This is a genomic window from Dorea sp. MB18-49, assembly GCF_023669465.1.
In the GTDB taxonomy this organism is placed as follows: Bacteria; Bacillota; Clostridia; order Lachnospirales; family Lachnospiraceae; genus Dorea_A; species Dorea_A longicatena.
The window spans coordinates 1-12,621 of record NZ_JAMOYX010000066.1 but is presented as its reverse complement, the minus strand read 5'-3'; the positions used below and the strand labels follow the sequence as shown (position 1 = coordinate 12,621).

Annotated in this window: 13 protein-coding genes and 1 pseudogene; 3 read left to right on the top strand and 11 right to left on the bottom strand. The window is 35.7% G+C overall.

Translation table 11 applies throughout. The annotated features are described in order from the left end of the window. The 7 genes and pseudogenes from NCY30_RS13870 to NCY30_RS13840 form a co-directional block, all read right to left on the bottom strand. On the bottom strand, positions 1-486 hold a 486-nt coding region (locus tag NCY30_RS13870), incomplete at its 3' end, for an abortive infection system antitoxin AbiGi family protein (RefSeq protein WP_250818823.1). Between the two features lie 268 nt (positions 487-754). After that, positions 755-1,114 (bottom strand): annotated as a pseudogene (locus NCY30_RS13865) (DEAD/DEAH box helicase family protein); the annotation flags it as partial. A gap of 341 nt (positions 1,115-1,455) precedes the next feature. Beyond that, the gene (locus tag NCY30_RS13860) at positions 1,456-2,748 is read right to left on the bottom strand and encodes a site-specific integrase (RefSeq protein ID WP_250818822.1); all 1,293 of its coding nucleotides are present in this window, start codon (positions 2,746-2,748) and stop codon (positions 1,456-1,458) included. A 2-nt stretch (positions 2,749-2,750) separates the two neighbouring features. After that, positions 2,751-3,968 (bottom strand): site-specific integrase, encoded by a 1,218-nt coding sequence (locus NCY30_RS13855; RefSeq protein WP_055194682.1) that lies wholly within the window; start codon positions 3,966-3,968, stop codon positions 2,751-2,753. Beyond that, positions 3,965-4,192, bottom strand: a complete 228-nt coding sequence (locus NCY30_RS13850) for a helix-turn-helix domain-containing protein (protein ID WP_055194684.1) — start codon at positions 4,190-4,192, stop codon at positions 3,965-3,967. The genes NCY30_RS13855 and NCY30_RS13850 overlap by 4 nt, the downstream gene beginning before the upstream one ends. A gap of 150 nt (positions 4,193-4,342) precedes the next feature. Then, positions 4,343-4,864 (bottom strand): type II toxin-antitoxin system PemK/MazF family toxin, encoded by a 522-nt coding sequence (locus NCY30_RS13845; RefSeq protein ID WP_006428635.1) that lies wholly within the window; start codon positions 4,862-4,864, stop codon positions 4,343-4,345. Between the two features lie 593 nt (positions 4,865-5,457). Continuing rightward, entirely contained in the window at positions 5,458-5,928 is a 471-nt protein-coding gene (locus NCY30_RS13840; protein ID WP_006428637.1) for an RNA polymerase sigma factor, read from the bottom strand. A 485-nt stretch (positions 5,929-6,413) separates the two neighbouring features. Between NCY30_RS13840 and NCY30_RS13835 the strand changes: the two genes are divergently transcribed. Next, positions 6,414-6,776, top strand: coding sequence for a helix-turn-helix domain-containing protein (locus NCY30_RS13835; RefSeq protein ID WP_006428642.1), 363 nt, complete (start codon positions 6,414-6,416; stop codon positions 6,774-6,776). 181 nt (positions 6,777-6,957) lie between these two features. Here the strand turns inward: NCY30_RS13835 and NCY30_RS13830 are convergent, their stop codons facing one another. Beyond that, a complete protein-coding gene (locus NCY30_RS13830) occupies positions 6,958-7,299 on the bottom strand; it encodes a hypothetical protein (protein WP_006428643.1) in 342 nt (113 codons plus the stop codon). A 58-nt stretch (positions 7,300-7,357) separates the two neighbouring features. After that, positions 7,358-7,780, bottom strand: a complete 423-nt coding sequence (locus tag NCY30_RS13825; protein ID WP_006428644.1) for a winged helix-turn-helix domain-containing protein — start codon at positions 7,778-7,780, stop codon at positions 7,358-7,360. 158 nt (positions 7,781-7,938) lie between these two features. On the opposite strand from NCY30_RS13825, the gene NCY30_RS13820 reads away from it, so the two are divergent. Next, positions 7,939-8,307 carry a BlaI/MecI/CopY family transcriptional regulator gene (locus NCY30_RS13820; protein ID WP_006428645.1) on the top strand — a complete coding sequence of 123 codons (369 nt, stop codon included), beginning with the start codon at positions 7,939-7,941 and terminating at the stop codon, positions 8,305-8,307. 18 nt (positions 8,308-8,325) lie between these two features. Continuing rightward, positions 8,326-10,125 carry a BlaR1 family beta-lactam sensor/signal transducer gene (locus tag NCY30_RS13815; RefSeq protein WP_173817931.1) on the top strand — a complete coding sequence of 600 codons (1,800 nt, stop codon included), beginning with the start codon at positions 8,326-8,328 and terminating at the stop codon, positions 10,123-10,125. A gap of 64 nt (positions 10,126-10,189) precedes the next feature. Here the strand turns inward: NCY30_RS13815 and NCY30_RS13810 are convergent, their stop codons facing one another. Both NCY30_RS13810 and NCY30_RS13805 read right to left on the bottom strand, forming a co-directional pair. Beyond that, positions 10,190-11,422, bottom strand: a complete 1,233-nt coding sequence (locus NCY30_RS13810; protein ID WP_173787627.1) for a DUF6070 family protein — start codon at positions 11,420-11,422, stop codon at positions 10,190-10,192. An 8-nt stretch (positions 11,423-11,430) separates the two neighbouring features. Then, a partial coding sequence (locus NCY30_RS13805) for a DUF6070 family protein (protein ID WP_250818821.1) occupies positions 11,431-12,621 on the bottom strand: 1,191 nt, incomplete at its 5' end.

Below are 12,621 nucleotides of genomic sequence, written 5' to 3'. Positions count from 1 at the left end.
GTCCACATACGCGTCTGATACATTATCAGTATTCAAAACTTGTTCAACTATTTCTGAAAAATATCTTGTATATTGTGATTGCTCATTCAAATAATGAATCGGTTGTAAATTATTCTTTTCTCCCCATTCTTTTGAAAAAGCAATTCCATATTCACCATAAAAGTCCGTATGCGTATAATTATTCTTTATTCTCTTTTTCTCATCACTACTTAAATTTGAATAAATTTCTCCCACTGGATTTAAGTAAAAAGTTTCTGTAAGTTTATGAAATGGGATGTCACAAAAACACTTCTGTAATACCATAGCTTCCGGGAAAGCAATATCCCCATTATGTATATTAAGATACTCTAAATTTTCTTTACAATATCTCGGTATAATGGCCTTCTTTTCTAAAATTTCTTTCAAATACTCTGATTTCTTCATAAAATTAAATATTGTATTTGCACTCTGAGCATAATCATCATATCTTAAATCTATTTTTCCCATACAACAAAACTCCTCTATCCTTCGCAACTTCTATTATACCTTTCCTAACCCACTGCACTTTTCTATGTTTATTATACCAACTCTTCAACCCCTATACATCAATTTTTCCAAATTCTATAATCAAAAAAGCAGGCAATAAAAAGTCACAAAACCTCTTCATCCACCTGCTTTTCACCTATACTCTCACCACTACCACTTCTACAACATCTGGATGTTCAACCACCCACATACCACAAAATACCACCTATTTTGTGACTTTCTCATGCTAGGAGACAAAATATTCCACTGCGTTCTCAGGGAACATCTCCTTGAACTCTCCGTACAACTGAGCTGCAAGTGTTTTATTATGAGCGATGACAAGTGTCGGCTTCTGTAATTGCTGGATCACATTTGCCATCGTAAAAGTCTTTCCAGAACCCGTAACCCCTAGTAAAGTCTGGCATTGATTGCCTTCCTTGAACCCTTTCACAAGCTCTGCAATCGCCTGTGGCTGGTCTCCGGTTGGCTTATATGGGGCTTTTAATTTAAAAGCATGTCCGCCCTGCGGGCTGCTTTTATGAGCAAGTAGCTGACTATTGTCAGCGGATTGCGAATGTCCTTTTTTTGCATTCATGGTAAATCCCTCCATTTGTGACTTTTACTATGATCATTATCAGCCAAAAATTCGTATCCAGATTCGTAACGAAAAGCTCATTTTTATAGTGAATAGATGTGTTTCTCACCTCGTTACGAATAAAAGTCACATTACGTAGTATCCCTGTGGGAAAACTAATATTTGCGGATAAAACAGCACTCGGAAATACCTGAAAATACTAACCTCCGGTCCTGTCATATTTTTACTGTTTGTTCTTGTAACAGTCCCTATTATATCAGACATTTTTTTGAAAGTATATAGATGAAGGTAAGAAAAAAGTACAAATGTTCGATTCTTATTTGTACTTTTCTCTCTTACTACTATTCTATTTTTTATCATGCTGCGTTGAAATATTCCTCCAGGATTAAGTCTATTTCAATCACTTCTGAATAATCATAATACTGATCTTTCCGCTCTTTTGGAATAACTTCTTCAATAAATGGTTCCAATATATCCAGACAGTCTTCTATGATTTCCTGCGTATCTCCATAAACATCTACTGATATGATTTCCTTGGCATGTCCCAATAAATGCGAAACACCTTTTGAATTAAAGCTATTCTTCAGCAAAATAGTTGCATAGGTATTTCTCAACTGGTGAAAATGAATATCAGGCAAATCCAAGGATTTCAACAAGTCTTTATAGTATTTCTGATGAAAGCCTTTACTCCTTGGATTCCCATATGTAGAACAACAAATATAATTCCAGTCCCGGAACTCTTTTGGTCTGCGTCTGCGGTTCTTCTCATAAGTTTTCCGTTCTTCCAGAATTGCTTCAAATACATAATCCGGTATTGGAAGTTCACGCACACCAGCAAGTGTTTTTGTTTTAATTTCCTGCTTTGTCAGCATCTTAGGTGCACAGTCTTCTGCTTTACTGTTTGGCTTCTTTCCCAACTGACGCTCTACTCTCAACGTCCTGTGAATGTAATCGACATCACTGTATTTCAAACCGTTGATTTCACTTCTTCTGAGCCCCATCAATACAGCAAATAAAATCTGCATATGAATCGGTGTTTCTTTACTTGCCTCAATCAACTGTAGCACCTGCGGAAGTGTCAATGTTTTCTTTTCGTCGATTTTCAGAACACGATACTCTGTCTTTTTTATTTTCTTCGGTAAATTGATTCCCTTCGCAGGATTAGTTGCCAATACATTTTTGTTAAATGCATACTCCAATGATGTTTTCATGATCGTCCTGACATTTTTCGCAACTGATTCGTACTTTTCTGCAACTGTATTATATAATTTTCTGATATAACCCTGATTCAGTGTAGACATATACATTTTTCCAAGCTGTGGAACAATATAATTCCTAATGGCACTTTTGTAAGTTGTATATGTGTCGTCTGTTATTCGGGGACGCATAATATCTTCCAGCCAGAAGATCATAAACTCCTCTACCCGGATTTTCCCATACACAATATAGGTTCCGGTATGTAGCTGTCCAATGACTTCATCACGAAATGCATTGGCTTCTCTTTTGGTCGTGAATCCCGCATGTTGCTGCGTCTTTGTACTTTCGTCTGCAAACGTCTGCAACACACGAAATCCATATCCCTTTTTGATTGTTGTCACCGAATAGACCTTATATTCTACATATTTCTTAAAGTCAAAGGTCTTATGCATGGCTATCCCTCCGTTCCGGTTTGTTGTGGTACAAATGTATTATTTACAAACGCAATAATCTTATCTTGCTCGTCCATAATCTCACAATAATATTCGTAAGTCGTATGAACGGAACTATGACCTAACAGACCAGATATTTTAAACAATGGAACTCCAAGTTCAATTAAAATGGTCGCAAACATATGTCTGAGTCCATGTACGGTGATATTTGCCAATCCATTTCTGTTACAGATTTTCGTAAGTGCCTGATTCATTGCCGTTAATGATCGGGGTTCGCCATTTTCCTGACAACATACATAATCAAAATTCTTGTATTCTATGCCCGGATCAGTTTTTCGCAATTCAATCAACTGCTGTCTGCGTTTTACTTCCTGCATCACCACTTTTGGCACTCTCAATATCCGGTAGCTGTTCTCAGTCTTTGGATTCCTTTCAATAACAGCATATTCCGTAACCGTAAATTCTTTTTCTTTCAGTTTCAGGTTTCCAACAAGCTGTCTGCTAATTCTGACGGTCTGTTTTTCAAAATCAAAATCCTGAAATTTCAATCCAAGAATTTCTCCTTTTCGTAACCCACAAAACAGTCCCAGTAAAATTTCTAGATACCAAGGATTCTTGCTGGCAGCTTCAAGAAAAACTTTCAATTTTTCTTTGCCTAATACCCTTACCTTTGGTTTTGCTCTCGAATATGGCTTTGTCTCAGGCATTGGATTATAGCTTATGAACTTATCTCCTGCTGCATCTTTCATGGCGATGCTCAAAAGCTCTCGCCCTTTATTTCCTGCTGAAGGACAAATTTTCGCGACACGTTCCAGTAGAGCATCTAAATACTCTACTGAAATGTATTTTAATTTGATATCCGCTTCCATACTCGGAAGAATCAGATTATATAAGGTATATGCTCCAACCATTCTTGTGGTTGTCTCAATTCTCGGACTGAAAATATTTTCAAACCAGTATTCCAGATAATCCCCAAGCATCACATCTGTCTTTTGCATTTTTGCAATCTGGAGATTTCTCTGCTTCTTCTGGTATCTCTTTTCATATTCCCAGTAACTTTTCTCTGCTTCTTCCGGCGTTTCAAATCCACCTTTTTTCCCATATTTTGTCGTCAGATCGTCCTGCAGCTCTTTGGTTCTGTGATACCATGATTTTCCTTCAAAAAAGACAACTCTCTTTTCCTTTGACATTGTCTCCTGCTGCGTTTCTTTCTGTTTCATTCGGCTCTCACTCTTTCTCTCTCCTCGTCTCCATTCAGCCACCTATCAAAAGAATTGCATGGGATACGATAAGATCTGCCAATCTTCAACACCCGGAATGGTTTTCTATCATAATAAACATTTTCTATAAATTCATACGCCTTGGAGCGTCCCAGCCCAAGCAAATTCTGAACATCTTCTACTTTATATACTTTCTTTTCCACTTCATTCTCTATCATTGCCATGACGTTATCCTCCTCGTCCTAATCTTTGCGCTTCACTACCGGTAGTTTTTAGCTGTGTAACATCTAAAAACGTTACACCACTAAGATATCCATTTTCGTCTGCATCGTCCAATGTGCGAATTTTCAAATCGCACACTTGACTTTTACGTGTTACTTGTTCTTTCTTCCTATATAATAGTCGTACCCATTCCGGACATTACAGAACATACAAGTATCCTTATATCGCTGTTCTGGATTCACTCGCCGGATATAATGTCCCGGCACATCATAAAAATTGCCTGCACATACTCTGCACAGGCTCACGACTAACGGTTTTTCAATTATCTTCGGTATCCCGGTACTTCTCCTGATTGCTTTATTGATTTTCTCCATTTCAGTGCGGTCTAAGGTACACACATAATTTTCCAACCGTCTTTTATCCAAAGTTCTAAGCTGCTCCAACAGCACTACAGAATCTTTTTCTAACCCTTCCATTTCCGGGACTGCAATGTGTGTTGGCAGTTTCATTTTTTCTTTACTAGTAATTGCTGCCACAATCACTGTCGGACTGTATTTATTTCCTATATTGTTCTGAATCACCAGCACCGGACGATAACCGCCCTGTTCACTTCCAAATACAGGATCAAGGTCGGCGTGATAAATATCCCCACGCTTGACGTTCCTATCTTCCATCTTTGCTATATCTCCTCTCGTCTTTCTAACTGTTGTTATCCCTAAATATGTAAAATACAAGCCTATTTGTCCCCGACGCCCCGACTTGTAATTGGGAAATCATCAGACGGCTGACTGCTAATCAGCTCCACAGGATTTTATCTAAAATAAATATATGGGATTGGGAGTTTTCCTCTCCAGGGATCTCCTGAAGCTGCCCTCACTTGTTGCGGCATCAAAGAAATATTTTGTATACACGACTTTATGACCGGACAGGAGTATCATTATGCCTGTTGTCTGTCATCGCCCTGCCAGAAGCAATCTGACAGTTATAACCAGATATTTTTCGCTCAACAGTCCGGGTAATACAAACTGAAACCAAAAGGAAGTATACGGGTGGGATTTCGCTGTCTTTACCCAGCCTGTGTTATGGCGTATTTGTTAATGTGGCTTACGCTCATCACGATAACAACAGGAATGTGCCTGATGAATGTATATGAATTTGTCAAGGTTCTTCCCGCTCCCCAGTCTTTTCGTGACAAAAGAAGAAACAGGTGGATCAAAATATTTCTCTTTCCACCTGTTTCCTCACTTAAATGCTATTTTTCAACCCACTATCTCAAAATCTTTTTCAAATTTCTGATTGCTGCTTTTACAGACTTTGCTACCATCTGAAAAGAGCATCCTTCTTCCTGTGCAATCTGCTCATATTTCTTATCTTCAAAATAATACTTCATCAATCGTCTTCTCTGAATTTCCGACAACTGCTGAATTGCACTATGTAACCGTTCCGCTTCCAGTTTATTCAGAACCGTATTCTCTACATTTTCTTCTTTCTGAAATATCCGTTCATATAAACTGGAATCCCAGATTTCTGACTGTTCCAGATGCCTGTCCACAACATTCATATGCGACACATCCTGCAATTCAAACGTATTAAAAGCTTCATATACATTCTTTCCTATTTCCAAATCCTTGTACTCTTTTTCACCATTACGAAATGAAACATAATATTTTCCGTCCTTCTCATAGATTTCATATGGGTTATATTTATCTTTTCTTCTTTTAGGCTGTCTGCCTTCCATGACCTTTCCTCCAATCTGAATTTTTTTTGAATTCAGATCAGTAGGCGGGGCACGAATACGAACAATCGACCTTATTTTGAATTGCTCATTCTCAATATTTAGGTAACAAAAAACGCCCTGACAGATTTCACTCCTATGGACGCATTTAATTCGATATTTTATTACCCTGGATTCATTATTGGCTCTTACCCTAGTTTCAATTCCAACATTTACTAATGAAATTGTTGAGATTTTTTTAATTGAATACCTTCTGTTGAACAGAATTTTTTAGCTGAACTCTTGCTAAGAACCATATTTTCTCCGGTTAGATTCCGGAAAAGAAAATAAGCATACAAATACTGCTCTTTCGGAATCTGTTTTTTTAACCGAAAGAGATTTGTATGCTTTCTCATTCATCGGGTAATACCCTGTGTTTTTTCTAATGTTACACCCTTTTCACTTTTCAAATTTTGGGTAATACACTAAGTTTATGGAGGTATACAAACATGGATATTCCAAAAACATTATTTGCCACTTTAGTAAAACAAGGGCGTATGGAAATGCATTTAACACAAGAAGCTCTTGCTGAAAAACTCGGAATATCGGCGGCTTATCTTGGAGACCTCGAACGCCATAAAGGCGGTCCCAGTCTGGAATTATTTTGTAAAACCATGCAGACTTTAAATATTTCTGCTGATGACTACGTTTATCCAAATCAAAATAAAAATAATTCTACATATGATCAGATTCTTCGGCTCTTAAATCAGTGCAATGATTATCAGTTACAGGTAATTCTTGCAACTACGACAGCTCTGCTAGATTCTAATCCTTTTATTTCTAACGTAGACACTACTAATGATACAAAATAAAACTTGTAAAATACCGATAAATAGCTGATAATTACCGATATTTAAAATTAGTGGAATAAATACTATTACCATATGTTAAAAACAGTTATGCTATATCATTACAACTTGATATAACATAACTGTTTCTTCTTTACGAACATCCTTTTATCTATCAAATACTACATTTTCCTCCACGACACACTTAATTGCTTTTCATCTCGCTAATTATTTTTTCCATATCCGTCGATTTTTTCAAGAGTCCTAAACCAGCCAATAACTGAATACAATCTACATATCCTTGACAATATGCCCTTTGTTCTGACACAAACGCTTCTTCTTCCAAAATTTCTCCATATTGCTTCAACTTCTCCCTGTCCTCATAACTTATATGATCGAGAAGTTTATTCACCTTTTCTTTTTCCATTTTCTTCTTCAACTGAATATTTGCAAGTTCTTGGAAATAGATATAACTTTCTCTGTTTATATTCTCACAACGCAACTGGTTCAAAAAAGAGGATATTTCATTCCAAATATCATTTTCCATAAAAATTTCTCCTGCTTTTTTTGGTATCTTTACTTATTATGCCCAATTTTATATTCCATCATTTCATCAATTCACCATTAAATTTATATCCCATACCCCATACATTTAAAATGTATCTTGGTTTTGCAGAATCTGGCTCAATCTTTTTTCTGATTCTCCGAATTATGCCCATAACATTATCTTCTGCCCCATAATATGGTTCTTTCCACACCTGTGTATATATTTGTTCCTTTGAAAATATCCGTCCTGGATTTTTTGCCAGCAAATATAATATTTCAAATTCATAATTCGTCAATTGAACCAGCTCACCATTACTTTCTACAGAACGATATTCCGCATTTATTTTTAATGCTCCGTAATCAAGTACCCTATTTTGTTTATCAGGCATCTCAGAGTATTTTTTAGCAGACAGAAAATGTAATAATTCATTTAATTTTTCTTCCTCATTTTCATCAAATGTTACAACAACTACCCTTCCCATTTTTATAAAAACCTTTCACATTTCAAATCTTACAAGTGTAATTTTTATCTATTATTACATCTGTAAGATTTAAAGTCAAGTTTTTATTTCGTTGACAGAATAACCTTTTAAGATATATAATATTTTTATTACATTTGTAAGATTTGGAGGAATATCACATGAGCAATCTGCCTCAAATTTCAGAAGCTGAATTTGAAGTTATGAAAATCGTTTGGAAATACGCACCAATCAGCACCAATGAAATTACTGAAAAATTAACACAAATTTCCAGTTGGAGTCCTAAAACAATTCAGACATTGATTAAACGTCTCGTTTCTAAAAAAGCACTAACCTATGAAAAACAAAGCCGGGTTTTTGTCTATACTCCATTGGTCAAGGAAGACGAATATATTCGGCAGGAAAGTAATTCTTTTTTAAAGCGATATTATAATGATAATATCACTTCTATGCTTGCCTCTTACATTGAGGATGATAAATTGTCTGAAGAAGACATTGCCAGCTTACGGAATCTTCTTTCCAATCATTAACCATGGGAGGAGCATATTTTGATATATTTTAGTTTTCGATTTTTACTCTGTAATGCCATCATTTGTATTTTTTTAGGTAGTTTACTGGGATTAAAAAATTTATTGCAAAGGCAATTATCCGCATGTATGCAATATAATCTTTCGATTATATTTCTTGCCGTTCTAATTGTTCCCTTTTTACCGATAAACTCTGCCCCATCTTCTATATCGTGGAGACATTTGCTGACAGCCAGTTCAAGTACCAATGGTGACATTCAAACCACTTTTCTTTCTGGTAATGGTTATAATTTGGATAAAATAAATGATTTTGCTGTCTCTGTCAGCACCCAAATACCAACTTTTATTCACACATTACTTGTATTTTTCTGGAGTATCGGTATATTCATAATGTTTTTTCTTCTCTACCGCTCAGTAAAACAAGTAAAAGCCTTACATAGTTCTGCTTTACCTCTTCAAAATGAAGAACTAAACGCTCTTTATATAGAATGTTTAAACGAAGTGAACAGCAAGCATACCATTCCGATTTATAGTACAGCATTTTTGAAATCTCCTGTTTTGGCTGGTTTCCTGCATCCTCGCATTTATCTTCCAATTCACTTGATTTCAGATTTTAACGCTGGAACTATAAGCGCAACTGATATTCGCTATATGCTTCTTCATGAACTGCAGCACTACAAGCATAAAGATATTCTAATTGGATATTTGATAAATACAGTAAATGTTTTCTACTGGTTCAATCCCCTAATCTGGTATTTTCTAAAAAGAATACGACAGGAACGGGAACTTGCCTGCGACAGTGCTGTATTACAATTATTGAAAGAAACAGAATACAAGTCATATGGAAATACACTGATTAACTTTGCCGAAACAATAGCTCTGTCTCCATTCCCTCTTACTATGGGAATTAGTGGAAATATAAAACAGTTAAAAGGACGCATTTTAAATATTGCATCATTCCACCAACCTACTTTTAAACAAAAAATTCGTGGATATCTTATATGCATATTCGTCTCTACTATCATCATTGGATGCATTCCCATACTTTCTGCTTATGCTTCTGATCAGACTGGGTATCATTTTGACACAACCGAAAAGAATATTACTCAGCTAAATCTTTCTTCCAATTTTGGGGACTACACTGGAAGTTTTGTTTTATATGATCAGTCTGCTGATAAATGGAATATTTATAATATGGAGCATGCTTCCACACGTGTATCACCGAATTCGACTTATAAAATATATGATGCATTACTTGGCTTGGAATCTGGAATTATTACACCAGAACATTCCACTTTCACATGGAATGGAGAACCATATCCTTTTAATTCATGGGAAGCCGATCAAGATTTAACCTCGGCTATACATAATTCCGTAAACTGGTATTTTCAGGCAATTGATTCACAGGCAGGTTTTGAAGCCGTAAGAACATTTTTACAGACAATAAACTATGGGAATCAGAATACTGGAACAAATCTAAATCTCTATTGGACAGATTTCTCTCTGAAGATATCACCCATAGAACAGGTGGAATTGTTACAGGATTTCTATCAAAATAATTTTCATTTTGACAGTAAAAATATCCAGGCAGTAAAAAAAGCTCTGCTGCTTTCCACTACTTCTTCCGGTTCTCTTTACGGGAAAACAGGAACCGGGCGTGTCAATGGTAAAGATGTCAATGGCTGGTTTATCGGATACATTGAAACAGCGAATAATACTTACTACTTCGCAACAAATATTCAATCCTCTTCTGGTGCAACTGGAAGTCAGGCTACCGAAATAACAGAATCTGTACTTTCTAATCTTGGTATTTGGAAATAAATAAAGAGAACTGATAGCATAATTTCCTGTTATCAGTTCTCTTTATTTCATTCTTCTCTACTGATCAATTCTGCAAATTACCTAACCGGTACTGATACCTCGGTATATTATCAATACCATTATCTAAAATCCTGTTTCCAACATACTGAATCGTTCCATCATCCTGAATTTTCATCGTAAGTTCGTGTGTAATAACAGCATCATTACATACAACAGAATCACATACTGCATGAATTGTCAAAACAATGGTTCCATCTTCATTGTGCCTGACTTCTGTTACTTCCGGTAAAGACAAGCCAAAATGTGTTGGTGAATAATTACCATATCCCAATCGTTCCCAGATAAACCTATTACTTTGTTCATCGTAGACCGCCCATTCTTTCAATTCTTCTTTTGTAACAGGAAGATATGTCATAATTACATTTTCGAACTCTTCTGCTGGAATTCCCACAACCTCTTTTTCTGCAGTAAATTTTTCTCCATATTTCATTTGATAAAAATATTCATAAAGTCCATTATAATCCAACCCCTGCATATCCTCCGCATTCCAGTTTGAACATAACAGATTGTTTCCGTGATAGCCGAACGTACTCACATATTTTTTTGAATATTCCCGACACTCCTCACTCAAAGGCTTTACCCGGATAATACAACTTCCATCTACAATCTCTGTCACTTCCGGTGGTTCAGGTACGCATAATTCATAACAGAAATTCCCATTTTCAGTATATGCCCATTCTTTTATTTTTGATAGCGATATGTATGTAAGTACAGGCTCTGTATCCTCACTCCAGATCATTTTTGCGGACATCACACTCATTTCTTTTCCATCATAACTATATTCTTTTCTGGTAATTCCACCATCTGTATCTGCTTCATATAAAATTACACTTCCTTTTTCTTCTTGTTCTGCAGATTTTAAAAATTGTTCCATCTTCTGATAATTATCCATAACAGAATAATGATCGGAACCAATAACCGGATTCCCATTTTGTTTGATAATTTCTTTCATCCGATTCATCATTTGCTCAGCAGTGTTCTGATCTGCTTCTTGTATTCCATTATATTCAGAATAAATATCTCGGATAATGCCCATAATTTCTTCACAATCGTTCACAGCTTCCTTTTTCTTGTCTTCATCGATTGGTAGATTATATCCCTTATCCGGATTTTCCATGGTAGTGTTTTTCTGATTCTTCTCATTTTTTACATCTGTGCTGTTTAACGATATCTTACTTTCACAGGAAGTCAGAATCATTCCTATACAAAGTACTAACAAAATACTTTTTCTTTTCATATTGCCCCCTAATTATTACTGTAATTCTCTTCCCACTCTTCTTCTGTTAACCTTGGCATATACCACCCTGCATTTGCATTTTGATCTGAACTGATTACCTTATTTGATAAATACTGGAAACTTCCGTCTTCCATAGGTTTTATCATCAATTCACTGGTGATTGCCTGATCTAACATTCTGATTTCCCATACTGCTTCTATCGTAAGTTTTAATGTTCCATCTTGTAATTTTTCATATGATATAACTTCCGGATATGGCTCATATGGGAATTCACAATCATATAACCCTCGCGGTCTGTATCTAAAAGTTCTATTATCAGAGTTATAAAAAGTTCCTTTTTCAATCTCGCTATTACTAAATGGTAAATAGGTCTTTATAACCTCTTCAAACTCATCTTTTGGAACTTCATATTCTGCTCCACCATAATTTGCTTCATATGGAACTTGCTTTCCATATTTCATATAATACATTTTTTCATAAAGATCATAAAAATCAAGTTCCGTATAATTCTGGTTATCCCAATTTGTAATCAACAGATTATTAAGTGCATACCCCAACGGCATAACATATTTTCGATTCAATTCCCGGCATGTTTTATCTAATGGCTGCACTCTGAATCCAGTTTCACCCGGTGCTCCATCAAATCCCGGTGGGTGATATTCCTCCAGAAACAAGTATCCTTTTTCTGTATATTTCCACTCATATGCTTCATATTCATCATAATAATTAGCCTGTGGGCTATTATCCTTCCATTTAACCTGACATAATCGAACATTTATCTTTCCATTCATTGACTCTAAATGATATTGTATAATTTCCCCTTCATCAAATACAACAACAATATCAACTGCTGCCTGTTCTTCTTTCTCCGCTGCTTTGCAAAATTCTTCTACTTTTTCACGATTGACCATATCAATCTGATTATCACAATCTACTGCCGCATATCCTTTCTCTTCCAGACAATTGATAATTTTTCTTTTCGCCTTTAATGTATTTAACTCCGACTTCTCCTTCATATAAACAGACCGAAAAGTTTGCGCTGTTTTTTTTACTTCTGCATTCATTTCAGATTCTACGGTTTCTTTCTTTTCTTCTTTTTCCGTAATTCGATTTTGGCCGTATCCTGTAAAAACAATAAGAACTATCAATATCATCGCAATTTTCTTACATATGTAATAATTCCCTGTAAAAATTTTTTT